Origin of the sequence: Glycomyces rhizosphaerae, from assembly GCF_042647865.1 — a bacterium.
GTDB classification, from domain to species: Bacteria; Actinomycetota; Actinomycetes; order Mycobacteriales; family Micromonosporaceae; genus Glycomyces; species Glycomyces rhizosphaerae.
Genome location: NZ_JBHRWO010000005.1, coordinates 172,408 through 198,351 on the forward strand (window position 1 = coordinate 172,408; position 25,944 = coordinate 198,351).

A 25,944-nucleotide genomic window follows, 5' to 3' on the forward strand; every position below is an offset into this window, starting at 1 on the left:
TGAGCGCCTGGCACTCTTCCAAATTCACTGCACTGCCCGTTCGCGGGGCGCCTGCGGCCTCGCGTGGGCTTCTCCTCGGATTCACTCAGCAGCGACACCCCATTCTGCGAGGTTGTACGCGGCTCGCTGCTGCGAAGCCCAATTGTCGCGGACGTTGACCAACCTATCGGAGACCATGACGGCGACCGGTGTGTCCACGATAGGCAGGGAGTAGGCGTCCTGGACGACGCGCGTCATGGCCGCGTTGGCGCGCTCGGCCGCGTCGTCGTAGTCGAGGGTGCCGTTGACTTCGGCGATGAGCGCGTCGAGCGCGGGGTCTTCGAGCGAGCCGAAGTTCGAGCCGGAGCCGGTCTCCCAGTACTGGGAGGAGGCGCCGACGAACAGCGGGTCGGAGCTCCAGCCGAAGTCGATCATGTCGAAGTCGCCTTCGCCGAGGACGGTGCCCAGGTCGGCGTCGGGGAGCGACTTGAGTTCGACGTTGATGCCGAGGTCGGCGAGGTTGGCCTGGGCGAGTTCGCCGGTGATCCGGCGGTTCTCTTTGGACTCGGAGTACCGGAAGTTCAGCTCGACGACCTTGCCGTCGGGGTTGGTGAGCAGGCCGTCGGCGCTCCACTCGTAGCCGGCCTCGGCGAGGAGCCTGCGGGCCATCTCGATGTCGCCGGTGCCCTGGCCGAGGGCCGCGTAGTGGTCGGTGTAGTACTCGGAGCTGTTGCGGAAGAGGTGGTTGCCCTTGCGCTCGATGTCGGACTGCACGTAGGCGTAGGTGCGCGCGATGATGTTCTCGACGTCGATCGCGGTGAACACGGCCTGGCGCAGCACCGGGTCGGAGAGGAACTCGTTCTTCGTGTTCAGGTCGATGTGCTCCCAGGACGGGCCGCCCGCGACCGCGTAGGAGATGCCGTCGGCGCTCTCGAGCTGGGTGATGGCCTCGGCGGTGACCGAGAACGGGGAGGCGCCGTCGATCTCGCCGTTGCGCAGTGCGGTGACGATGTTGTCGAGGCCGTCGATGACCCGGAAGGTGACCTTGTCGAGGGTCACCTCGGTGTCTCCGGCCCAGTCGTCGTTGGGGCCGTATATGACGTACTCGCCGGCCTTGGCGTCATCGATCTTGAACGGACCGGTGGACCAGGTGGGCACCGTGGCGGAGAAGTAGTCCTCGGCGGCCTTCATGTCCACGGGGTCGTTCTGCCAGTCGAAGCCCTGCGCCTCAGCCACGTGGGCGGGCTCGGAGAGCACTTCCTCGTACTGCCACTCCGCGGAGTGGTAGGTGTCCTTGTAGGTCACGGTGACCTCGGAGCCGTCGCCGGTGATCGATTCGACCTGCGAGCCGCGGGTGGTGTTGGCGGGGTCGCAGCCTTCGCAGAGCGCGGCGTCGCCGGAGGTCGCGTACCAGTGGTAGATGAAGTCGTCGACGGTGATGTCGGTGCCGTCGCCCCAGTTCGCGCCGGCCTGGAGCCGGTATTCGACGGTGACGGGGTCCTCTTTGACGAGTTCGGGCGCGGAGGCGAAGACGCCTTCGTTGACGATGAAGTCGCCGTTGGGGTCGAACTGGCCGGTGTAGGGCCACAGGCCCACGAGCGCCATGCTCACGTACGCGTTGTTGCCCTCGGAGGTGTTCTGGTTCCAGGTGCCCCACGATCCGTCGAGGGCCCAGGTGATCTCGCCGCCTTCGGCCCGCTCGCCGGCGTTGCAGCCGGCGGGGTCGGTGAGGCAGGCGTCCAGGCTGGACCTGGAGACGTCGTTCTTTCCGCAACCCGCGAGCACCAGGGTGGTGCAGGCGAAGGCGGCGACGGCCGCCGTGTGGTGTCGCTTCATGGTTCCTCTCGAAGGTTTGCGCCGCCGGCCTTGGGCGGGGAGGGCACCGTGGTGGGTTCGGTGACTTCCCGGGCCGTGCCGCGGGGCTCGCTCGCTCGGCCTGATCGCGGGATCGGTCGCGGGCGCGCGGGCCGCCTGGCCTGGCAGGTCGGGTGACGCGAGGTACAGCCTTCCACGGGAATCCCGCGTTTCGAATGACCGAACACGAGATGAGCTTCGTTCGTTATGTTCCCGTGATGTTCATTCCCTGAATGGCGGTGAAACGTGGAAGATTCACTGTCTGCCAGCCGAATCGATGACTTGCAGGCGCCGCCGGGGAGGGCGTTTCCGCATCGGCCCGTCGCACGCGGCGTGGCTCGCCGGGGGGCGTGGAGGGTCGGTCGCGACACTGCGGCCGGGTGCGGAGAGGGGGTCAGCCGAGAGGTGTCGACGGTCGTTCATGTGGGGGCGACGCCGTCGAAATCTGCGACCGAGAAGCAGGGAAGCGGCGAGGCCCGAAGGCCCCGCCGCTTCACTCAGTGGGCCTTAGACGGTCTTCCACTCGTTCACGTTGAAGATCGGTCCGCCCTGGCTGTTGCCGTTGCCGACGATCCCCTCGATGAGGTTCTTGTTCCAGATGATGCCCTGGGGCTCATCGAAGATCGGCAGGGTCAGCGCCAGCGGCACGACGATGGCCTCGACCTCGTTGGCGAACCCGGCCGCCTCATCGGTGTCCGAGGTGGACTTGATCTTCGCGATCGCGGCGTCGACCTCCGGGAAGGAGTACGAGCCGTAGTTGACGCCGGTCTCGAAGTACTGGTTCGGCGCGGCGACGAACGCCGGGCTGCCGGACCAGCCGAAGATGACCAGGTCGAAGTCGCCCTCGGAGAGCACGGTGCCGAGCTCGCCGTCGGGGATGGCGACGATGTCGACGGTGATGCCGATGAGCGCCAGCTGAGCCTGGGCCAGTTCGGCGATCGTGGTGCGGGTGGCGTCGCCCTCGCCGTAGCGGAAGACCAGGTTCGGGACGGCGGTGCCGTCCTTGGTCAGGGCCTGGCCCTCGGCGGCACCGGTGTAGCCGGCTTCGGTGAGGATCGCGGCGGCGGCGGCGGTGTCGCCGGAGCCCTGCTTGGTCGCGGTGATGTGGTCGACGAAGTACTTGCTCTTCTGCCCGAAGAAGTGGTTCAGGCGGACCGAGACCTCGGTGTCGGGGAAGACGCGCGCAACGGCGTCGGGGACGTTGATGGCGGTGAAGATCGCCTGGCGCAGGGCCACGTCCTTGAGCGCTTCGGTGTTGAGGTTGGTGTCGATGTGGAGCCAGACGCCGCCCTCGTAGATCTCCTGCCCGAGGTTCGGGTCCTCGGCGGCCTTGTCGAACTGCTCCTGGTCGAACTCGCTCGGCCAGGCGCCGGCGATGGTGCCCTGGCGGAGCTCGGTGACGACCGCCTCGGTGCCCTCGACGACGGTCATGGTGACCGTCTTGACGGTGGGCTTGACCGAGCCGTTGAACTTGTCGTTGATCTCGTACTTGATGAACTCGCCCATCTTGAAGTCGACGGGCTTGTAGGGGCCGGTCACGACGTCGATGAGGTTCGCCTCGGTCCAGGCGATGGCCTCGCCCATGACGGCCGGGTCGGTCGCCCAGGTCGCGAAGCCCTCGGCCTCGATGACGTGCGAAGGCAGGTACACGGTGGGGCTGTACAGCCACTCGGGGTCGAGGTAGTCCGGGATGAAGGTGACGACGATGACGCCCTCGGACGGGGACTCGATCGAGGCGATGTTGGGGCCGTAGCTGGTGGAGGCGGGGAGCGCCTTGGTCTGGTCGGCGTGCTCCTCCTTGCCGGAGATGCTGTACCACTGGAAGATGAAGTCCTCCACGCGGATCGGGTTGCCGTCCGACCACTGGGCGTTCTCCTGCAGGGTGTACTGGACCTGCAGCGGGGCTTCGCTGATGATCTCGGCGCCCGCGAAGACCGCGTCGTTGAGGTGGTACTCGCCGTTCTCGTCCCAGTCGCCGGAGGCGTTGCCGTCGAGGCCGAAGCGCATCGGGTACATGGCCTGGTGGCCGTACGAGTTGTTGCCCGCCTGGGTGTTCTCGTTCCAGGATTCCCAGGCCGAGGGGATGGCCCAGGTGAGCTCCGTGGCGCCGGAACCGCCGTTGCCTTCGTTGCCACCGCAGGCGGCGAGGGTGAAGGCGGCCGTGCCGCCGATGGTCAGGCCGCCGAGAGCTCTACGGGTCAGAGCCATGAGTGTTCTCCTCCAGGTATCGATGCCGAGGGCCCTTCGCGGGGGTGCGAAGGCGCCGGTGCCTCGCGTCCGAGTGAACGGGAATGGGGAAGGCCGCAAAGCCCTCAGCCGTGTTGTGTCAAACACTGGCACAGACGTGAGCGGATTGACATGGCCGAGGCACCAACTGGAGTTTATTCGTGATGTATTCGTGACTTTGCATCTGAGAGCGGTGCTGAGAAAGGACCGTGGGGCCGATATGGCATCGGCCCCACGGGGGAATTCAGTGAATTATCAGGACGGATGGTGCCGAACTCGCTACGGCTTCATCCGTTCTCGGGTGGAGGGTTCTAGCCCTCCTCGCCGGCCGTCCATTCCACGAGGTTGTAGATCGGGCCGAGCTGGGCCTGGCCGTTGGTCTTGATGTTGCCGACCATCGTGGTGTTGTAGGCGTGCGACAGGGGGCTGCTGTAGATCGGCAGCGTGTACGCGGCGTCCAAGACGATCTTCGAGATCTGGTTCGCGTATTCGGCGGCCTCGTCGAGTTCGAGCGTGGAGTTGACCTGGACGATGAGTTCGTCGACCGCCGGGTCGGAGAACTTGCCGTAGTTCGAGGACGAGTCGGAGCCGAAGAACTGCTGCGGGGAGCTGGTGAAGGCGGGGTTGCCCACCCAGCTGAAGATGCAGGAGTCCCACTCACCCGCTTCGATCTTCGAGAACAGCTCGTCGCCGACGGCGCCGTTGAGGGTGACCTCCCAGCCGATCTCGGCGGCGTAGGCCTGGAGGAGCGCGGCGGTGTCGTTGCGGACGACGTTGTCGGCCGAGAACAGGAAGTCGGTCTTGACGACCTCGCCGTCGGGGTTGACGAGCTTGTTGTCGCCGTCCCAGGTGTACCCGGCCGTCGTCAGGATCGCCTTGGCCGCTTCGGCGTCACCGGAGCCGTAGCCCAGTTCGGTGGTGTAGTCGACGTAGTACGGGCTCTCCTCGGTGAAGAAGTGGTTGCCCTTCCACGGCACCGGAATGCCCTGGAACATCTTCTCGGTGATGTCGGCGACGTTGATCAGCGTGAACCACGCCTTGCGGAGCGCGATGTCCTTGAAAGGCGCCGAGTTCATGTTGACGTCGATGTGCGACCAGGTCGCGCCCGAGTACGTCTCGTACTTCATCGCCGGGTCCTCGTCGAGCTTGGAGAGGATCTCGACGTCGAAGTCGCTGGGGGCCGAACCCGCGACGGTCTGCTGGCGCATCTCGGTGACGATCGCCTCGAGCCCGTCGACCATCTGCATGGTGAGCTTCTTGAAGACCGGCTTCTTCGAGCCCTGGTAGTGCTCGTTCTGCTCGTAGATGACGTACTCGCCGAGCTTGTAGTCCGTCGGCTTGTACGGGCCGAGGCCCACCGGGGACAGGTCGTTGTTGAAGAACAGGATCGCGTCGCCCATGGCCTCGGGGTCGGTGGCCCAGGCGGCGAAGCCGTTCTCCTCGGCCACGTGGCTCGGCAGGTAGACGCCGCCGACGAAGGCCCATTCGGCGGTGCTGTAACCGGCCTTGTGGGTGTAGATGATCGAGCCGTCCGCGTCCTGCGTGATCGACTCGATGCTGGCGCCCCAGTCGGTGTTGGTCGGGGTGGCCTTCTCCTGGTTCGCGTGCTCGGGCAGGCCCGACAGCGAGTGCCACAGGAAGATGAAGTCCTCCAGGCGGACCGGCTTGCCGTCCGACCACTTGACGCCTTCCTTCAGGAGGACCTTGACCGTCAGCGGCTCCTCGGCGACGATCTCCGGCGGGCCGTCGAAGAGGTTGTCGTCGTAGAAGACCTTGCCTTCGGGGTCGAAGTCGTAGCCGGCGTTGCCGCCGCCGCCCCCGACCGGGTTCATCGGGGCGGTCGCCTCGTTGCACGAGGTGGTGTTGCCGAGGGCGGTGGTCTGGTTCCACGCCTCCCAGGGCCAGGAGACGGCCCAGGTGAGATCTTCGTTCTGCTGGCCGCCTTCTTCATTGCCACCGCAGGCGGCCAGCATGAGGGCGGAGGATCCGCCGATGGTGAGGCCGCCGAGTGCTCTACGAGTCAGAGCCATGAGTGTTCTCCTCCATAGGGTGTTCGGCCGAGGGGGATCGCCCGATGCGGGCCGCGGGGAGGCGTCGATGCCGGTCCGGGGTCGCGGGGGTCGCGGAGGGGCCAGGCGGCCGCTCGGCAGTGCTCCGTCACACGTTAGCCGGGACACAGGGGCGAACGGAACGCATCGGTACGAAGTTGGCGGATCATTGTTACCCGACCGATACGCAAACGGGGGCGGTCCGAACGGACCGCCCCCGTGCCGAGCCCAGTTCCCTACGCGGGCTTCCAAGCCTGGATGTTCCACATCGGGCCGACCTGGCTGTTGCCGTTGGCCACGATCCCGTCGAGCGTGCCGTTGTTGTACAGGGTCGACTGCGGCTCATCGAAGATCGGCAGCGTGAACGCCTGCGGCACGACCAACCTCTCCACGTCGTTCGCGAACGCCGCCGACTCGGCGATGTCGGTCGTCGAGCGCACCTTCGCGATCGCCTCGTCCAGCCCGTCGAGCGTGTAGCCGCCGAAGTTCGAGGCCGAGTCCGAACCGAAGTACTGCTGCGGCGCGGTCGTGAACGCCGGCGTGCCCGACCAGCCGTAGATGACCAGATCGAAAGCGCCCTCGGAGAGCACGGGGCCCAGCTGGCCGTCGGGGATCGCCTCGAGCGTCACGTCGATGCCGATCTCGGCCAGATAGGACTGCACGAGTTCACCTGCGAGCGTGCGGGTCGCGTCGCCCTCGCCGTAGCGGAAGGTGAGCGTGACCGGATCGCCGCCGGGCGTCATGAGCGTGTCCCCGGTCGTGTAGCCCGCACCTTCGAGCAGCGCGTTGGCCGCGGCGACGTCGCCCGAGCCCTGCACCGGGTTGGACGCGGCCAGCGCGTCCTCGAAGAACTCCGACTGCTCGTTGAAGAAGTGGTTGGTGCGAGCCGTGACCTCGGTGTCCGGGTAGGCCTTCGCGATGATGTCCGCGTTGTCGATCGCGGCGAAAACCGCCTGGCGCAGCACCGCATCGGAGAGGAACTCGTTCCTCGCGTTCGTGTCGATGTGGAGCCAGATCGAGCCCTCGTAGACCTCGGTCGTGATCGCCGAGTCGCCGGAGACCTTGTCGAGCTCCTCCTGGCTGAACTCCGAGGGCCAGGCCCCGTCGATCGAGCCCTGCCGCAACTCGGTGACGATCGCCTCGGTGCCTTCGACGACCTTCATCGTCAGCTTCGTGAAGGGCGGGTCGGCCGAGCCCTGGTAGTTCTCGTTGGGCTCGAAGGTGACGTAGTCGCCGGCGACCCCGTCGGTGGGCATGTACGGGCCGGTCCCCCAGGTCGGGGGGTTGTCCGCGAACCAGGTGGCGCTGGCGCCCATGACGGCCGGGTCGGTCTTCCATTCGGCGAAGCCGTTGGCCTCGGCGATGTGGGCCGGGTACATCGGCGACTGGAAGTACTGCCACTCCGGGTCGAGATAGCCGTCCACATAAGTCATGGTGACGACGTCGCCCTCCTGCACGATGGAGGCGACGTTCGCGCCCCAGTCGGTGGTGGCGGGAATGCACTGGGTCTGGTCGCACTTCGCGGCGTCCCCCGACATCTGGTACCAGATGTACGTGAAGTCGTCGGCGTCGAACGGCTCGCCGTCGGACCACTGGGCGTTCTCGTTGAGCGTGTACGCGACGGTCATCGGTGATTCGCTCGTGAGCTCCGGGGCCTTGGCCAGGAGGGCGTCGTTGAAGACCCAGTTGGCGTCCTGGTCGAAGTCGCCGAGGACGGTCGCGCCCGGGGACAGGGCCTGGTGGACGTACGAGTTGTTGCCGTCGGCCGTGTTCTCGTTCCACGACTCCCAACCCGAGCTGACCGCCCAGGTGACGTCGGTGTCGCCGCCGCCCGAGTCGTCACCGCAGGCGCCGAGTGCCGCGGCGGCGAGTACGGCCGTTCCGGCGAGGGCGCTGGCCCTCGCTTGTGCAGGTCGCATATGACCATCCCCCCGTGTGTGATGCCACTGTGGGTCGCATGGACCCGCAACTGAATCATCGTTACACCTGGAAGGGCAGGTTTCGGGATATTTCTGCACAAAGGACGGGCGGGGTCCGTCAGGCCTCCATCTCGTGCGGAAGCGCCCGGGCGTGGACAACGGTGAGGCGTGAGACGGCTCGCGTCAGGGCGACATAGAGGTGGCGGAGGCCGACGCCTTCGATGGTGGCGCCTCCGGTGGCGGGGGCTTCGATGATCTCGGCCGGTTCGACGACGATGACGTGGTCGTATTCGAGGCCCTTGGCGAGGCTCGCGGCGACGAGTTCGACCCGGTCGGTCCCTTCCAACATGGGCCGCAGGGAGTCGGCCCGGTCGTCGGCGGCGATGACGCCGACGAGGCCTTCCTCGGCGAGGGCCTTCTCGACGGCTTCGCGAACGCCCGCTTCGAGGTCGGTGGTCTCGATCCGGTCGAGGGAGCCGTCGGAGCGGATGGAGCGGGCGGGCGCGACGTCGACGCCCAGGTGCGGGAGGACACGGTTGGCGAGTTCGATGATGACGGCCGGGACGCGGAAGCCGGTGGTCAGCTCGGTGTGCTCGACCTGGTCCTTCCCCAAGTGGCGCATCTGGTCGGCCCATGAGGTCGCGGCCCATGGCGTGGTGCCCTGGGCGAGGTCGCCGAGGACGGTCACCGAGCCTTTGCCGGAGCGGCGGGCGATGACCCGGCACTGCATCGGGGAGAGGTCCTGGGCTTCGTCGATCACGATGTGACCGAAGGACTCCGAGGGTTCGCGGAGTTTCATGTGGGACTCGATCTCGTCGGAGATGAGCAGGTCGCCCGCGGTGGGCTTGGCGGGTTTCCCGGCCAGGAGGGCGGCCTCGTCCTCGGTGAGGATGCCGCGGGTGGCGTCGGCGCGGAAGGCGGCGTCGCCGTAGAGCTTCTTCATGACGGTCTTGGTGTTGAGCTTGGGCCACACGGCGTCGAGGAAGGCCTGGACCGCGGGGGCGCGCTTGAGTTTGGTGGCCCATTTGCCGTCCGGGGAGTGGCCGGAGCGGATCTCGGCCTGGCGGCGCGCGCCTTGCACGATGGCGTCCTCGACGGCTTTTCGTCCGGCGGTGTAGGTGCGGGTGTGTTTGCGGGCGTTGGTGACGGCCTCGTCGAGGTACCGGAGGCCGAGCCGCCAGCGCCAGCCGCCGTCGGCGATGAGGAGGCCTTCGTCGGGGGTGATGCCGCCGTCGGCGGCGGTGCCGACGTGGCCCCAGACGGCGCGTTCGCAGACGAGGGCCATGCGGGCGTCGTGTTTGACGAGCGCGGCTTCGTGGGTGTCGGTGGCCGTGGCGGTGTGGGCGCCGGTGAGCTGCTGGACGGTGACCTGCCAGACGGAGGATTCGCCGAGGGTGGGGAGGACGCCGGAGATGTAGGAGAGGAACCCTTCGTTGGGGCCGACGACCAGCACGCCGGCCTTGTCGAGTTTCTCGGTGTAGTTGTAGAGGAGCCAGGCGGCGCGGTGGAGGCCGACGGCGGTCTTGCCGGTGCCGGGGGCGCCTTGGACGCAGAGGTTCGCGGCGGCTTCGCGGCGGATGAGTTCGTCCTGCTCGGGCTGGATGGTGGCGACGATGTCGCGCATCGGGCCGGTGCGGGGGCGTTCGATCTCGGCGGTGAGGATGTCGGAGGCGACCTCTTCGCCGAGGAGGAGGTTCTCGTCTTCGAAGCCGGTGATGCGGGCGCCTTGGAAGCCGAAGCGGCGGCGTTTGGCGACGTCTTTGCGGTCGTGGGCGGAGGCGCGGTAGTACTGCTCGGAGAGCGGGGCGCGCCAGTCGAGGACGAGCGGGTCGTTGCGCTCGTCGCGGATGTGGCGGCGGCCGATGTGGAAGTCCTCGCCGTCGTCCATCCAGATGCGGCCGAAGAAGAGTGCGATGTCGCGGTCGGTCAGGTCGGCGAGGCGCGGCACGGTGTAGTTGGCCATGACCCAGCCGAAGTGCTGGTCGATGCCGACGTCGCCGATGCCGAGGTTCTTCCCGGACTCGTCGACTTCGCCGGCGTAGGTGCGGTGGATGGCCTCGGTGGTGGCGCGCATGGCGGCCATGAGGCCTCGGGCGTGTTCGTGGTGGGCGAGTTCGGCTTGGAGTTCGGCTTCTGACACAGGGGACTCCCGGTGGATTTGTCAGACGGTTCTCGTTCGCGCAAGGCGCAGAGCAGACGAACCGTCGAGCTTACCGAGACTTGACCTGCGGCTGCAATTGATTTATCGCATGGCGAGGGCCTTGACCTCGGCGAGGCGGCCGTCGTCGCGGTGGAGGACCCAGCCGCCGCCGGGCGGGACGAGGTCGGGGCCTTCGAGCGGGAGGGTGAGGTCGTAGCCGGAGAGGTCGTGGCCGTCGCGGGCGGCGACGGCGACGAGGAGTGCGGTGAGGACGACGCCTTCGGCGCAGACGACGGTGGTGCGGCGGGGGTCGGGGAGGGTGCGGATCGCTTTGGCGGCCAACCAGATCGCGGTGTGGGCGGCGCCGGGGAGCTTCGGGGTCTGCGCGCTGAGGTCTTCGGAGGTCGTGACGCGGAGGTCGAGGCGGCTGGCGAGGGGCGCGAGGGTGTCGGCGCAGGCGCGGCCGGGCCCGCTGAGCAGGGTCGTGGGGTTGTAGAGCTGCAGGAAGTCGGCGAGGGCCCAGGCGCGGCGGGACTGCGCGTCGGTCAGCGGGGCCGGTTCGGCGGTGGGGTGGGCGACGTGGCGCAGGAGGATGAGCGCGGACAGCATCAGCATCCCCCGTTCGCTCGGGAACGGGACGAGGGGCGGGTCACGGCAACCGGGAGACGCATATTGAAGATGCTTCAACCCTAAGTGAACAGCAGTTGAACTCGGAAATGTCGCGCAGGTGAACAGTCCGCGGCAGTGCTGCCTAAAGCTGGTAGCGGAGGTCCTCGTATTCCGCGTGCTTCTGCATCCAGCGGTCGACGAACGGGCAGGTCGGGTACGCCTTCGCGTTCTTCTTCCGCAGGTCGTCGAGGGCGTGCTGCACGAGCCGGTCGCCCCAGCCCTGGCCGCGCAGCGAGCGGTCCACTTCGGTGTGCGGCAGGACGACGAAGTCCTCGCGGGTCAGGTACTCCAGGTAGCCGAGCACCGCGCCGTCGGCGTCTTGCAGCTCGTACCGGTGCTCGTCGACGTTGTCGACCACAGAAAGATCCGCCATGAGGCAACAGTATCCAGTTCAGGCCCCGGTCAGCGAGGATCTGCGGGCTCGCACACGTCCGGGAATAAGCAGGGAGACGAGTGCGGCGGCGGCGCAGATGCAGGCGGTGGCGGTGAAGACCTCGGCGTACTGGGTGGCGAGGGCGGCGTCGAGGGCCTTGAGGTAGTCGGCTTGGAGGGCGAGGAATTCGGCTTCGGGGATCCCGAACGGCAGGGGCGTGTCGAGGTCGGCGGTGGCCTCTTGGAAGCGGTGGAGGCTCCAGGAGGTGAGGGCGGCGACGCCGATGAGCATGCCCATCATGCGGGCGACGACGACCGCGGCGGAGGCGGTGCCGTGGCTGTCCTCGGGGGTGGTGCGGAGCGCGGCCGATGAGAGCGGGGCGATGGTGATGCCGAGGGCGGCCCCGGCGAGGGCGAGCCCGGGTTCGATGTCGGGCACCGTCTTGCCGATCCAGAAGTAGGCGGCGGCCGCGGCGGCGAACCCGATGACGGCGGGGAGGCGTTCGCCGAAGCGCGAGGCGAGGAACCCGCCGGCCAAAGCGCCCACCGGGAGCCCGACCAGGAACCACATCAGCAGGATCGCGCCGCCCGCGGAGTCGAGGCCGAGGAGGGTCTGGGCGAGGAGCTGGACGTCGACGAGGGTGACCATGAGGACGGCCCCGGCGGCGAGGCTCGCGACGAGGCCGGCGGCGAACGGGCGCCGGAGGACGCCGGCCGGGTCGAGGAGGCGCACCGGGGAACGCCACTGCTGCAAGGCGAAAGCGACGAGCACGACGGCCCCGGCGATCACCGTCGGGACGCCCCAAGACGGCAGGACGGCATTCTCCGGTTCAGGGTTGTAGAGCCCGACCGTGAACAGCCCCAAGGCGAGCGCCAGCAGCAGGCCGCCGACGAAGTCGACGCGCGCGGCGTCGCGGCGCGGTTCGGTCCTGGGAAGCGCGTAGTGGATGGCCAGCGCGGCGAGGAGCGCGAGCGGCAGGTTGATCCAGAAGATCCCGCGCCAGCCGACGAGGGCCGCGACGGCGGCGCCGAAGAGCGGCCCGATGACGGCCCCGAGTTCCTGTGCGGCGCCGACCCAACCGAGGACGGCCGCGCGTCGGCGGGCCGCGAAGAGGTCGGCGGCGAGGGCCATGGTGACGGGGAGCAGCGCCCCGCCGGCGAGCCCTTGGAGCGCCCGCCCGGCGACGAGCGGCACCAGCTCTTGGGCGGTGGCGCTGATGACCGAGCCGACGGCGAAGGCGGCCAGGCACGCGTAGATGATGGCCTTGCGCCCGAACCGGTCCGAGAGCCTTCCGAGCAGCGGCATCCCGGCCGTGTAGCCGAGGAGGTAACCGGTCACGAGGGGTGTGGCCCGCTCCAGGTGGTTGACGGGGATCTGGAGCTCGCCGATCATGTCGACGAGCACCGACACCAGCACGTAGGCGTCGATCGACCCGATGAGGACGGCGGCCCCCGCCGCGCCGATCGCGACCCGCTTGCGGATCGGACCGGCCTCAGGGGGCTTCAATCGTCACCGTCTCGTCGTAGTCCGACAAGAGCAGTGTCACCGTCGCATCTCCTTGGGAGAACTCGGCTTTGACCACGTGCGCGGTCTCCTGGTCGAACCAGACCGTGGCGGCGTTCCAGTCGCCTTCGGCGGGGATCAGGGCCGCGAAGGCGGCCGGATCGAACTCGACCGAGTACCGGTAGGTCTCGACCCCGTCAACGGTCTCGGTGTCCTGCGCTTCCGCGGAGTCGACGGCGTTCAGCAATGCGGCGATCCCTGAGTCGGGGTCGAGCAGCAGCGTCGGGTCGTAGGGCAGCATCTCGTCGCCGACGGGGATCTGCTGGAACCCGCCCGTGGGGCCTTTGACCCAGGCGTCCTCGCCGATGATCACGTACTCGGCTTCGATGTCCATGCCGAACGCGGTGAGGGTGCCGGTGCCCTCGGCGGAGCCGTCCGAGGTGACCACCCCGTCGGCGGCCTTCACGTTGAGCCCGGGCACGTCGCCGTCGACCGCGAGGTCGAACCGCACGTTCTCGACCTCGCTCATGGCGGTGGCGGCGTCGGGCAGCATCTCGTCGGAGGCGGGGAGATCCTCGCCGCCGGAGCAGGCGGCGACCGCGAGCAGGGCGAGACCGGCGGTGAGGACGAGGGGTATCGATCGCATGGCCCGATCCTATGCCGCCGGGGCCTGCGTGGCAGGTCTCGTACCGCTGACGTTCACAGGGGGCGTTGCGCTCACGCGGTGTTAGGGTCGGCCGCAGGAAACCCCCAGACCACCCGCACCACCCGGTGCCACCCCGCCGTCGAAAGACAGCGCTGTTGAAAGGAATCTCCGTGCTCGCGAATCCCGTGTTCCGCTACCGCATGCTGACCTTGGCCGAGGGCTGGTCGTTCGTGCTGCTGCTCGTCTTCGGCTCGCTCCTGAGCCGCATCTCGGACATCGATCTCGTGATGCCGCTGGGGATGCTGCACGGCGTGCTGTTCGTGCTCCTGGTCCTCGGGACCTTCCTGATCCGCCGCCGCCTCGATTGGGGCTTCGGTACCACGCTCGTCGCCCTCGTCTGCTCGGTGATCCCCTTGGCGCCGTTCTTCTTCCACCACGCCAAGAAGGACGAGTTCCTCGACGCCGAACGCGCCGCGCAGCCCGCTTAGCCCGGGGAAACCCACCGCCATTCACAGGGGTGTCACCAGTGCGCCCCTGAAACTCTGGCGTTATCGAGAACCATTGCTGCCATGCAATCCCCGGTACTGCGAACAATTGCCCGAAAATCGATGTGCGGCACCGATTGCGGGTCTGGGATAACATGAATCGATCCTTCGTCGCTGCCGTCGAACACTGGAGCCCGAATGTCGATTTCCCCCCTTCGCGCCGAGTTGCTGCTGTCCCCGGAATTGCCTGTCAAGGTGGAATCCCAATGGGTCGAGGCGCTGCGCGGGAATGGATTCGAGACCGAGGTTCACCGGCCCCTGGGGCATCGCTCCCCGGCGGTGTTCGACTGGGTGCTGCTGTTGTCGATTCCGCTGCATGCGTTCTTGTCGACCCTGGGCAGCGAGGCCATGCACGACCTGTTCCAGGGGCTGAGGAACCGGGCCCGCGAGCGTGGCGGGGCCGAGTCGAAGCCGTTGGTCTTGGAGGACTCGGAGCGCGAACTGCGGATCGTCCTGGAACCGGATCTGCCGCTCGAGGCGTTCAAGCGACTCTTCGAAATCGACCTTGACGGGTTCGGGACCGGTCCCCTGCATTACGACCACAATCGTCGGGACTGGAGATCGGTGTCGGACGAAGCCGGGGAATGATCGTCGATGTTGCAGAGTGTCGCGCTCAAAAGGGCCCGGAACGCCGGAGTCCGGGGTGCGAAAGCCCTTGACGAAAATGATCTTGCGAGGGCGGAGAAGGCATTCTCCTCGGCGGTGAAGAAGACCGCGAAACGCCTCGGGAAAGACCCCGGTTTCGACGCGGTCGCCTCGGCCGGCCGCGTCGGGCTGGGCCGGGTCTGCCTGGCGCAGAGCGAGCCCCAGGCCGCCGACCGGTGGTTCGGGGAGGTCCAGCGCCTGTGGCCGACGGACTGGCGGGGCTTCTATTGGTCGGGTTGCGCCGCCGCGCACGGTGGACGATTCGACCAGGCCGAGTGGTGTTTCACCGCCGCCATCACCCGCGGCGCCCCGCAGGGCCGCGCCCACATCCAGCGGGCCTACGTGCACGCCCGGACCGGCCGCGACGCCCTCGCCCTCGCCGACCTGCACTCCGCCGCCCAGCAGTGGCCGCTGACCGCCGCTGTGCGCGAGTTCGCCGCGGTCGTCGCACTGCGCGCCGGGCAGCTCCCGCAAGCGGACTGGCACGCCTCCGCGCTGTCCACCCCGGTCGCCTCGGCCGTGCGCGGCGCCATCGCCCACCGCCGCGGCGATGCCCGCTCAGCCCTCGATGAACACGAGAAGGCCCTCGAAGGCGGACTCGCCGACCCGGCGATCCTGCTCCAGCACGGCGCCGCCGCCTACCGGGTCGGCGACTTCGACCGCGCCGCCGTCTCATGGTCGCGAGCCCCCGGCGGGGAAGGACCCGCCGCGACGGCCCGCCACGCGCGGGCGGTCGCCCGGCTCCGGGCAGGCGACCTCACTGCCGCGATTCCCGACCTCGAAGCCGCCGCCGAGCAGGGCTTCGCAGTCCCCCTCGAAGCCGTCCGGCTGCACGCCGCGGCCGCCGCCATCGCGGCCGGGGAGACCGAGGAGGCCGCCCTCCACCTCAAAGCCGGCGCGGGCGAGCGCAGCGCGGTCTTCCTCGGCCTGCTCGACTTCGAGGCGGGCGAGACCGAGGCCGCGGCGGCGGCCTGGCGGCAGTCCCCGGGCGACCCGATCGCGCGGCTCGGCCTGGCCCTGATAGCGCTGCGCGCGGGCGAAGACGCCTCGGCGGAACTCGAGGGGCTGATGGATTCCGCACTGCCCGAAGCGATCTGGCGCGCCGCGTACCGTGCCGCGGGCGCCCTGCACGCCCGCGGCGGCGACTGGGAGTCCGCGCGCGACGCGTTCGAGGCCTCCATCGCGGGGATCTCCGCCGACATCGTCGCCCACGACGACGCCTTCGGCGAATGCCTGTACCGGACCGGGCACTTCGAAGATCTCCTGAGCCGACCCGAGAACCCCTGGCACATCGCGGCGCTGGCGCGGCTCGATCCCGACGCGGACCTGCCGCTCGGGGCGGGCCCGGCCGCCCGCGAGGCCGCGTTCGGCCTGCGCCAGGCCGCCTACGGGGCCGCCGCCGAGGGGGCATGGGAGCGGGCCGCGAAGCTGCTGCACCGCAGCGATTCCGGAGGTGAGCCCGGGCCTGCGACCCTGGTCATCGACACCGTGGTCTCGGCGCTCGGCGGCCGCCGCCGAGACGCGCTCGACCGCCTGGCCGCGACCGAAAGGCCGGCGGGGGCCCGCCTCGCCCACACCCGCGCGCTCATCCTCCTTCACGGCGCGGACGACGCCGACCTGGCCGAGCGCTGCATCGCCGCGTGGGCGCCGCTGCTGGAGGACGAGGACTACTGGGACCGGTGGGGCAGGGCCGCGGCCCGCCGCTACGGGTGCGCCGTGCCCAAGCGCGCCCTGGAGGACATGCGCGGCAGGCTGCGCCGTCTGATCGAGGATGCCGCCCTGCGCGCGGGCGCGACCGGATCCGTCGACCTCATGGTCCGCGAACAGGCCGCGACCGCGCTGCTGGCCGAGCTGGGGGGCCTGCCGATCGGCGGCGGCGTCCGGATCTCCTGCGGCCCCATGCGCATCGCCGAGCTCGGCCTGGAGCGCCGGTTGAGCGAGTTCGTCCTGGAGCACGAGTTCGAGTCGACCGGCGACCCCCTGATCCAGTTCTCCCACATCGGCCTCGGCCTCGCCCGTGCAAGCGCCGAGCAGCCCGCCGAGGCGCTGAAGCTCGCACTCGACACCCGCTGCCCCGACTGCCGTGCCCGCCACGGCGGCCGTGCCAGGGGCGGCGGCGACAGGCCCCTGCTGTGCGACGCCGACTGCCCCGAGTTCGACCGGCGCAACCCCGCTCTCGCCGCACTCCCCGACAAGCGCGAGGAACTGTCCGACATGGCCGGTGCGCTCGCCGCGGACGCGCTGCTGGACCTCGCCATGTCCGCGGTCGCCAAGCGGCCCATGGATGTCCAGGAGGCGACGACCAGGTGGCGGCACGCCCTCGCCCACGCCGAACGCAACGGCGAGCGCGCGTCGGTGATCGAGCCGATGGCCGCGACCGCGCTCGGCCGCGCCGAGACCCTCACCCGCCGCCGGGACCTGGACGGCGGCATCGAACTGCTCGATGCCGTCCTGAAGCTGCTGCGCGGCGACGACCGACCCCATCACGACCGGATCGTCACCCGGCTGTCGTACCTGTACGGGCAGCGAGGTGTACAGCGCGCCAACGACGGCCAGGACCGCTCCGCCCGCCGCGACCTCGAACGGGCCGTCGCGCTCGCCCCGCATCAGATCGCGCCCCGCCGCAATCTCGGTGTGATGCTGCAGAACGGGGCCGCGAAGCGGCTCAACCTCGACAGCACGATCCCCCCGAGCGCCGCGGACATGCTCGAAGCGATCGACCTCCTGGCCGGCTCGTCCGAACAGTTCCAGGCCGGGTTGCGCATCCAGCCGAACCACCCCGAGCTGCGCACCCGGTTGGCCGAGTCCCAGAAGCTCCATTCGCTCATCTCCGCCATCCTCAGCGGCGACGTCCGCCGCATCAGAAGGAGCCTGTGACGTGGCCGAGTTCGAGGAACTGCGGATCCGGGCGCGCCCCATCGGCGGCGGCCGGCACCTGGTGGTGGCGGCGGGGGCCGCGAGCGGCGCGGCCGTCATCCGCGTCGGCGACGAACCGGCCCGGCTGCGCAGCGAACTCCACGACCTGGTCGACATCAAACTGCACCGGGCCCCGCGCAAGGGCGTCAACGTCGCCGAGCGGCTGCGCGTCCTCGGCCGCGAGGTGTTCCACGTGCTCTTCGGCACCGGGCTGCAGGAGCAGCTCAAGGGGGTCCTCACCGAGACCCACAGCCTCCGGCTCCGCTTCGACCTGCCGCCGGACCTCTCCGAGCTGCCGGTCGAGACGCTGTGCACGCCACCGGACTGGCCCGGCCAGAGCCTCGCGCTCGACGCCAACCGCTCCCTGGTGCGAACCGTCCCCGGCATCGCGTCGAAGGAGCGGTTCCCCCACCCCGACGACAGCCCCGAGCAGATCCACATCCTCATCGCCACCGCCTCCCCCGAAGGGCTCGACCCGATCGGCGCCGACGCCGAGATCAAGGCCGCCCGCGACCGCTGGAGCTGGGTGACCACCCAAACCGATATCTGCCGGGGCGCCACCCGCGAACACATCAAGAAGTGGGTCGGCCGCCAGACCGGCCCTGCCGCGGTGCTGCTGATCGCCCACGGCGACTGGGACGCCGCCCGCGGCGACGGCGTGGTCTACCTCCAGACCGAGGACGGCGCGATCGACCCGGTCGACAGCCAACTGCTGTCCGGCATCCTCGTGGGCGCCCGGAAACTGCGCTTGGTGATGCTCAATCTCTGCCACGGCGCCGACTCCCGCGGCGACGAGATGTTCGCGGGACTCGCCCAGTCGCTCATCAGCCGCGGCGTCCCGGCCGTCGTCGGCATGAACGGCCTCGTCAGCGACGAAGCGGCCCGCAAGATCGGCCCGGTGCTGCTGGAGCGGATCAGCCTGAACGAGACCCTCGACGAAGCGGTCACCACCGCCCGCCAGCTCGTCCCGCCCGACTCCATCGAATGGGCCACCCTGAACCTGTTCTGCAACGAGCAGTTCGGGCACTCCTGGCTGTTCAAAGCTCCGGAGGTGCAGGAGGAGGACGGCGACTCCGCCGATCCGCTGCGCGACGGCCAGCGCTCCCTCGACAAGGTGCGGCGCCCCAAGGGCAACATTCCAGTGGAGACGCTGCTCCGCGCCGCGAAATACCTGCGGTCCACCCAGCAGTGGGAGCCGCTCCAGAACGTGACCTCCCGGTACTCCAACGTCGAGCTGCGCCGGCTCCTGGCCGAGGCCGAGTTCGAGATCGCCTGGCCCGAACTGGTCGAGCTCTGCAAGGTGCTTGCGGCCGCGGGCGATCCGACAGAGGCCGCGGACCGCCTGCGCACCATCGCCGACCAGCTTCCCGCGGTCGTCGACGACCTGATGGCGGAGCAGTGCGAGCGACTGGCCTCATTGGATGCTCTGATGACGCAGGCGAAACGGGCCGCGGCGGACGGGGACTGGACCGGAGCGGCGGACGCCTACCGGCAGGTCCTGGAGGCGACCGAACGGGCCGACTTTCGTGGCGCCGTTGCACTCCTGCTCACCGCCGAGGAGGAGGCGGAGCTCGCCGAGCGGTACGCCGCCGCGCTGGCCCACCGGCGGGCGCGGCGATGGGAGCAGGCCCGTGAGGAGTACCGGCGGATCGTCGCGCGCCGCGAGGCGTACCGGGACGCGGACCAGTGTCTGCACTATGTGGAGGGTCGGATCGCCGAGACCGCCGCGGACTGGGGTGCGGCGGCGGCGGCGTTCGAGGCGTGCGGCGAGTACGTCGGAGCGCCGATGCGGGCCGCCCACGCGAAGGGGCGCGAGGCGGTCGAGGCCGGGGACTGGGCCGGGGCGTGCCGGTTCTTCGCCGAGGCGGGGCCGGATGCCGAGACATGGCTGCTGTACGCCGGGGCAAGGGACGCAGAGGCATCCGAGGATTGGACCACTGCCGCCGAGCATCTGTCCGAACTCGACGGTTTCGAGGACGCCGCCCAGAGAACGTTGCTCGTCGCCGGCCACCTGGCCGCCGAATCCGAGGATTGGCGCGAAGCCGTAGCCTGCTTCACCAAGGTGCCCGAACTCGACCCGCCGCTGGATTCGGCGCGGGAGCAGTTGTACAGCGCGGCGCTCGCCGCCGAGGAATCCGGGGAGTGGGCCCGGGCCGCCGCCGACTTCGCGGCCCTGCCGACCGACTACCTCGATGCGGCCCAGCGTCTTCCCTACTGCGCGGCAAGGGAGGCGGAGGACGCCGCGGACTGGGGCGGCGCCGCCGGGCATTACCGGGAGACGGCGCATCGGGATGCGGCGGACCGGCTCGGGTACGCCACGGGTCGCCTGAGCGAGATCGCCGCCGAATGGCACAAGGCGGTCAAATCCTATGAGCCCCTGCCGAAGCGGCTGCTGGACGTCGCCGATCGGCTCCACTACGCCCGCGGCCGCGACGCTGACGAGATCGGCGAGTGGGCCGATGTCATCTCCGGGTTCGGGGAGTTGCCCGACAGCTTCGAATCAGGCGAGGTCGGGCGGCGTCGCCGCTTCGCCCGAGGCTCGCTCGCAGCGGCTGACGCAGACTGGGAGTCGGTGCTCGCGCTGCTTCGCGATGCCCCTGACGACGAGCGGGATATGGAAGTCGGCGACCTTCGCTGCCTCGCAAGGGGAATGTTGGCGGAAGAAGCCGGCAGTTGGGCGCAGGCCGCAGATATCTACTGCTCCTGCTCTAACCTCAACGACCCGACTTTCGGTTCGCGCATCAACTACGCCACGTTGCGAGACCTTGAAATCAAGGGTCACTGGTGGGACGTGATCGAAATCGCCTCCTCTCTCCCGCCGGACTATCGCGATACCGCGCAGCGCCGCCGCTATGCGGCCACCTGCATCGCCGTCCACGAGGAGGACTGGGACAAGGCGCTCGAACTGACCGCCGAGCTGCCCGAGGACTTCGCCGACTCGCTCACCCTGTCGCGCTATGCCAGACTGCGCCGGGCCGCCGCCGAGGAGCGGTGGGGCGAAGTCGTCGAACTTGCGGAGGAACTCGGCGACCACGCCGACACGCTCGTCCACTCCCCCTATGCGTACGGGCGCATCGCCGAGGACGCCGGGAACTGGGACGAGGCGGCCAAGGCGTTCCGTTGCTGCCCCGGCCACGCCGACGCCGATGCCCGTGCGGCCCATGCCGAAGCGCGCTGCCTGGAGCAGGCCGGGAAGTGGTCGGCCGCGATACTGGCGTACGAGGCGGCCGGAGCCGTCCTGGGCGGCGACGCGGCCCGACTGGAGCACCTGCGGCGGCTGTGCGCGGCGTTCCCCTGGGCCGAGGGCATCGCCGCCGCGACCCTCGCGGGAGACCCGATCGCCTTGGAGCGCAGCAGTTTCCCGTACCTGGCACTTCGGAACGCGGGCATCACCCCGGCCTCCTCCACCAAGGACGTCGCCGATGCCGCGTTCACACTCATGCAGCGCGGCGGTTGGGGCGAACAGGCCCGCATCGCGTGGGACGAGTTGCGCTACACCGAGCAGCGGCTGGTGCTGGACGTGCAGCTGTACTGGCTGCGCGAGCCCCAACGACTCAACGACGCCCTGACCGGGATGGATTTCGCGACGTCCTCTGATCCTCTTGCGGCCCTGTGCGAGAAGCTGCCAGAGGACGCGCCGCTGTTCGCACTGCTGTCGGGCTCGCGGACGGAGGCGATCGCCGCCTGGCGGTCCCGCCTGGTCGCCGATCCCGCCGACATGCGCAACGCGCACTGCCTCGCGGTCGCATGCCACTGGCTGGCGCAGCGTCTGGAGGAGACCGGCGCCTGGGAGCAGTCCGAGGCGACGTGGCGGACGGCGCTGGCGTGCTGGGCGGCGGTCATCAACGACGACGGCTTCTGGGTGGGCTGGCGGCAGTCGCGCGCGGCCCGCTACGACCACGCGGTGACCCCGGCCGACTCGAACCGGTTGCGGGCGCGACTGGGCCAGCACCTGGTCGACGTGCTGGCGCGGACGGCCGAGCGTCACGCGGACAACGGCCATCCCCGGCCGGCGGCGCGCAACCGGGCGCTCATCGACCTGTTCGAGTCCGAAATGGAGGCGACCCGGTGCTTGAAGGAGGCCGGGGGCCTGCCGCTCGACGAGGACCGGACACTGTCGTGCGGGCCGACCTATCTGGAGATCGCAGGGCTGCAAGAGGAGTTCGGGCGATTCATCGCCCGGTCCGAGCCGGACCCGGAGCCCGCCGACCCGGGGAAGCCCACGGCGGTCGACGGCGCACTGCTGCGGCGGCTGCGCTGGACGTTCTCGGAGTTGTCGGTCCCGTTCATGGCGTTCGAGCGCCACCGCTTCGAGGCCTCGCTGGCCGCCCTTCCGGACTACTACCGGGCCCCGCGCTCGGCGATGCCCCCCGACTGCGTCGGACCGGACGCGGCCGCGCATCCGGATGCCTGCGAACGGTGCCGGGTCTTCCTGGCGCGCAACCCCGCATACGCGCACCTGCCGCAGCGCCAAGAGCGACTGCGACACGACGCGGTCGATCTGGCGGTGCGAGTCCACATGTCGATCGCGCACGGGCTGCTGTCGGCGGGCCGCCTGGACGACGCGATAGTGCGGCTGCGGAAGGCGATCGAGACGGCGGGGGCCGCGACCATGACGGTTCGCACCCGTCAGGCGTCCCTCTGGATGATCCTGGCGCGGGCCGACACCCTGGCCTCCTCGGCCACGAACACGCTGCGGCGCCTGCACGAGGCCGTCGAGCTGCTGGAGCGGGCGAGGACGATCGTGGGTCCGAGCGGGCGCAAGCAGATCGACCGGAGACTCGCGGACCTGCTGGTGGACCGGGCGGTTCTGCGGCGCGCGGCCGATCTCCGGGCGGACATCACGAAACCCCTGGCGGACCTGCGCAGGGCCTACCGGCTTCATCCGGAGTCGATCCGGATCATCGAGACCCTCGCGCGGGCGGTGCTGACAGCGGTCGACCGGTTCACCGATCAGGACACCGACGCGAAGTGGAAGCACCTGCGCGAAGCACTGGACCTGCTCGACCACGGACTGACCCACTTTCCCGGCAGCCTCCTGCTGGAGGCGGCCATGCGGGACATCCTCAACGAGGTGAAGAGCCTCAACCTGACGTCGCTGTCGGTGGAAGCGCTGGCGGACCTCGTGGAGCACTACGACGAGACGGAGGAGTCGCCGGAGTTCCTGGCGCGCAGGGCGAAGCGGCGCCTGGCGGCCGGCGATGCGACCGAGGCGATCGACGACCTGGTGCGGGCGGTGGCGGCCGGGCCGTCGCACGCCGGGCGCCGGACGGCCCTGCTGCAGGCGCTGGAGCGGCCGCCCGGCCGCGGAGAGGAGCACGAATGATCAGGGACCCCGACGCGGTCTGGAACGGGCCGTATCCGTACGAGGTGCTGGCGAAGGCCGGCATCGGGCCGGACTCGACGCGGGACGAGGTCGCGAACGCCTCGTTCAAGCTCATGACCCACCGCATGATGAACCCGGTCACGCAGAAGGCCTGGGACGAGCTGCGGGAGCTGCCGAAACGGCTGCTCGCCGACGCCCTGCTGTACGACGTCGACGCGGCCGCCGAGATCGAGCGCGCCCGGGCCTGGGTGCGGCGCGAGCACGCCGCCTCCGCCGAGATCGACACCGAACGGTACTGGTCCATGCCGCCGGACCTGCTCGCCACACTCGGCGACGACCTGCCCGAACTGGAGGCCGAGGCGCCCGGCGAGGTCGAACTCCCTCCCGAGGCCGAGGCGTTCCCGTCTCAGGGCCTCATCGACAGCCTGATCCGATTCGACCGATAGCGAGAGAACCAGGAGCCCCATGCCGAAGAGACCGACCTCCAACCGAAAGCCCTTGCGGCGCAAACAGGAGGAGCCGCAGCCGGACGGCGGGCAGCCGCGGACGCTGCGCGCGACGCTCGCGCAGAACCTGACCGACAACGCCCGCCTCCGGCTGGAACTGGAGCGGCAGCGGGAAGCCACCGAGGCACTCGCCAAGCAGCTCAACCGACTCGACATGGACCTGAGCCGGGCCGCCCGCACCGTCCTGGAGGCCGCCGACGCGCTGGCGCGGCTGCATGGGGCCGAGGCGGGCGACGTCGACGCCTACCGCGACAGCGTCCGCCGCACCATCGGCGCGCTCGCGCGGGGGCTGGAGCAGCACAGCGGGATCGAGATCATCGGCGCCGTCGGCGAGATCGCCGACCCGGCGACCCACAAGATCCTGGAGAGCCGGGACCATCCCGAGTTCCCCGTCGGCACCGTGCTCGGCGTCGCCGCACACGGCCTCAAATACCACGGGGAGGTCATCCAGACCTCCACCGTGATCGTCTCATCAGGACCGACCAGCCCGTCCGGAACGGTAGAGGGAGCAACCGAATGACCGCCATTGGCATCGATCTGGGCACGACGAACTCCGTGGTGGCGCGCGGCCGGGGCGCCCGCAAGGACGCGGCGGTGGTGAAGATCCACGGCAAGAGCGGCACGCCGTCCGTCGTGGGACTGCGGCGCCGGGGCGACAAGGAGGAGTTCCTGGTCGGCACCAACGCCCTCAACTTCGCCAAGCTCGACCCCCAGCACACCATCATGTCCGTCAAGCGGCTCATGGGCCGCGACTTCGCCGACCCGGCCGTCGAGCAGGCCCGCAGACGGCGCGCCTACACCATCAAGGCCGGGCCCGACGGCGACCCGCGGGCGCACGTCGTCATGGGCGACAAGGCCTACACGCCCATCGAGGTCTCCACGATGATCCTGCGGCACCTGCGGGACGGGGCCCGGGAGAAGATCGGCGAGGACATCGACTCCGCCGTCATCACCGTGCCCGCCTACTTCCAGGAGGCCCAGCGCGCCGCCACCCGCGAGGCCGGGGAGGCGGCCGGGATGGTCGTCAAGCGCATCATCGACGAGCCCACCGCCGCCGCCATCGCGTTCGGACTCGAATGGGAGAAGGGCGAGCAGCGCCGCGTCCTCGTCTACGACCTCGGCGGCGGCACCTTCGACATCTCCATCCTCAACGCCGTCCAGGACGACCAGGGCGAGAACCACTTCCAGGTCCTCGACTTCGTCGGCGACAACTGGCTCGGCGGGGACGACTTCGACATGCTCATCGTCGACCGGATCATCGACTGGGTGAAGCGCGAGGCCGGCATCGACCCCTCCAGCGACACCAAATTCCTGTACCTGGCCAAGGAGAAGGCCGAGGAGGCCAAACGGGACCTCACCGAGTCCGACGTCGCCGACATCATCATCCCGGCCGCGTTCCGCACCGCCGGCGGCGTCGGCGACATCGAGATGGCCCTGACCCGCGACGAGTTCGACGCGATGATCGAGCCGCTGATCGACAAGACCCTCAGCCTCGTCCGCAAAGCCCTGGAGCGGCAGGAGATCAGCGCCGGCGACGTCTCCGACGTGATCCTGGTCGGCGGATCAACCCTCGTCCCGAAGGTCGCCGCCTCCGTCGAGCGGCTGTTCGGCGCCGACAAGGTGCGCCGGCACATCGACCCGATGGACTGCGTCGCAATCGGCGCGGGCATCCTCGCCGACACGATGCGCGGCGTCGAATGCGCCGCGTGCGGGGCCGTCAACGACGAGTCCTCCCAGGCCTGCGACCAGTGCAACGCGAGCCTGACCAACGCGCGCGCGACCGGCGACACCCACGTCTACGACGTCACCGGCATGGCGCTGGGCGTCGCGGCCGTCAAGGGCGGCAACAAGGACGCGTTCGTCTCCATCATCCCGCGCGGCACCCCCTACCCGCTGAGCGAGCCCATGGTCGAGACGTTCGGCGCCACCGACGGCCGCCGCATCCTGGTCCCGGTGTACGAAGGGGACAGCCTGATCGCCAGCGAGAACCACGAGCAGGGCGTCATCGAATTCGACCTGCCCGAGGAAATCGACGAGAACACCCGCGTCCACGTGGGCTTCCTGTTCGACCGCAACCGCGAGCTTCAGGTCACCATCACCGTGCCGGGCACCGCCATCGAGAAGCGCACGACGCTCAAAGTGGACGCCGCGCGCACCAAGGCGCCGGTGCGGGCCGAGGTCGACGAGGACGACATCTCCTACCGCGAAGACCTGATCCTCACTTCGGAGGCCGCTCGCCACTTCGTGAGCACCTACGCGCAGTACCTCGACGCCTCGCAGACGCTGAAGATCGAGAACGACCTCAACCGGGCCGAGCAGACCCTCATGCTCTCCGACCCCGACGAATGCCGCCGCATGACCGACGTGCTCAACCGCGACATCCTCGGCGCCGGGCTCGCCACCCAGATGTTCCTCGCCGCGAGGGCCGCCAGCCAGGCCGGCCCCGAGGACGCGCAGCGCATCAACCGCTCCGTCGCGACCCTCCAGCGGGCGCACGCGGAGGGCCGCGCCAAGACCGTGCAGCAGCAGTCCCTCGCGCTCAACGCCATGCTCACCAAGGTGAGGCAGGAGTCGGCCGCGCACGGCGAGGTCGAGGACGCCGTCAACTACGACGGCATGCTCCGCCAGCTCGACGAGCCTTAGGAACGG

At 69.5% G+C, this 25,944-nt stretch carries 16 protein-coding genes; 7 read left to right on the plus strand and 9 right to left on the minus strand.

Annotated features, from left to right (window positions below; translation table 11 throughout):
- Positions 1-81: 81 nt before the first annotated feature.
- The 9 genes from ACFO8M_RS05415 to ACFO8M_RS05455 form a co-directional block, all read right to left on the minus strand.
- Positions 82-1,815 (minus strand): ABC transporter family substrate-binding protein, encoded by a 1,734-nt coding sequence (locus ACFO8M_RS05415; protein ID WP_387971599.1) that lies wholly within the window; start codon positions 1,813-1,815, stop codon positions 82-84.
- Between the two features lie 525 nt (positions 1,816-2,340).
- Positions 2,341-4,041, minus strand: a complete 1,701-nt coding sequence (locus tag ACFO8M_RS05420; RefSeq protein WP_387971602.1) for an ABC transporter substrate-binding protein — start codon at positions 4,039-4,041, stop codon at positions 2,341-2,343.
- A gap of 329 nt (positions 4,042-4,370) precedes the next feature.
- Complete coding sequence (locus ACFO8M_RS05425) at positions 4,371-6,089, minus strand: ABC transporter substrate-binding protein (RefSeq protein WP_387971604.1); 1,719 nt, start codon at positions 6,087-6,089, stop codon at positions 4,371-4,373.
- 254 nt (positions 6,090-6,343) lie between these two features.
- Positions 6,344-8,026, minus strand: coding sequence for an ABC transporter family substrate-binding protein (locus tag ACFO8M_RS05430; protein WP_387971607.1), 1,683 nt, complete (start codon positions 8,024-8,026; stop codon positions 6,344-6,346).
- A gap of 118 nt (positions 8,027-8,144) precedes the next feature.
- Positions 8,145-10,109, minus strand: coding sequence for a HelD family protein (locus ACFO8M_RS05435; protein WP_387971703.1), 1,965 nt, complete (start codon positions 10,107-10,109; stop codon positions 8,145-8,147).
- Between the two features lie 159 nt (positions 10,110-10,268).
- A complete protein-coding gene (locus ACFO8M_RS05440) occupies positions 10,269-10,781 on the minus strand; it encodes a hypothetical protein (RefSeq protein WP_387971609.1) in 513 nt (170 codons plus the stop codon).
- A 136-nt stretch (positions 10,782-10,917) separates the two neighbouring features.
- A complete protein-coding gene (locus tag ACFO8M_RS05445) occupies positions 10,918-11,208 on the minus strand; it encodes a GNAT family N-acetyltransferase (RefSeq protein ID WP_387971612.1) in 291 nt (96 codons plus the stop codon).
- Between the two features lie 18 nt (positions 11,209-11,226).
- A complete protein-coding gene (locus tag ACFO8M_RS05450; RefSeq protein WP_387971615.1) occupies positions 11,227-12,714 on the minus strand; it encodes an MFS transporter in 1,488 nt (495 codons plus the stop codon).
- Complete coding sequence (locus tag ACFO8M_RS05455; RefSeq protein ID WP_387971618.1) at positions 12,701-13,357, minus strand: LppX_LprAFG lipoprotein; 657 nt, start codon at positions 13,355-13,357, stop codon at positions 12,701-12,703. Before ACFO8M_RS05455 ends, ACFO8M_RS05450 begins: the two co-directional genes overlap by 14 nt.
- 170 nt (positions 13,358-13,527) lie before the next feature.
- Between ACFO8M_RS05455 and ACFO8M_RS05460 the strand changes: the two genes are divergently transcribed.
- From ACFO8M_RS05460 to ACFO8M_RS05490, 7 genes are all read left to right on the plus strand, one after another.
- The gene (locus ACFO8M_RS05460) at positions 13,528-13,845 is read left to right on the plus strand and encodes a DUF3817 domain-containing protein (protein ID WP_387971621.1); all 318 of its coding nucleotides are present in this window, start codon (positions 13,528-13,530) and stop codon (positions 13,843-13,845) included.
- A gap of 195 nt (positions 13,846-14,040) precedes the next feature.
- Entirely contained in the window at positions 14,041-14,490 is a 450-nt protein-coding gene (locus tag ACFO8M_RS05465; protein WP_387971624.1) for a hypothetical protein, read from the plus strand.
- Between the two features lie 114 nt (positions 14,491-14,604).
- The gene (locus ACFO8M_RS05470) at positions 14,605-17,424 is read left to right on the plus strand and encodes a CHAT domain-containing protein (protein WP_387971626.1); all 2,820 of its coding nucleotides are present in this window, start codon (positions 14,605-14,607) and stop codon (positions 17,422-17,424) included.
- Position 17,425: 1 nt separating this feature from the next.
- Positions 17,426-22,789, plus strand: coding sequence for a CHAT domain-containing protein (locus ACFO8M_RS05475; protein ID WP_387971629.1), 5,364 nt, complete (start codon positions 17,426-17,428; stop codon positions 22,787-22,789).
- Positions 22,786-23,235: a hypothetical protein gene (locus ACFO8M_RS05480; RefSeq protein ID WP_387971632.1), complete on the plus strand. Its 450-nt coding sequence runs from the start codon at positions 22,786-22,788 to the stop codon at positions 23,233-23,235. The genes ACFO8M_RS05475 and ACFO8M_RS05480 overlap by 4 nt, the downstream gene beginning before the upstream one ends.
- 19 nt (positions 23,236-23,254) lie before the next feature.
- Entirely contained in the window at positions 23,255-23,815 is a 561-nt protein-coding gene (locus ACFO8M_RS05485; RefSeq protein WP_387971635.1) for a nucleotide exchange factor GrpE, read from the plus strand.
- Positions 23,812-25,938 carry an Hsp70 family protein gene (locus ACFO8M_RS05490; RefSeq protein ID WP_387971638.1) on the plus strand — a complete coding sequence of 709 codons (2,127 nt, stop codon included), beginning with the start codon at positions 23,812-23,814 and terminating at the stop codon, positions 25,936-25,938. Before ACFO8M_RS05485 ends, ACFO8M_RS05490 begins: the two co-directional genes overlap by 4 nt.
- Positions 25,939-25,944 lie beyond the last annotated feature (6 nt).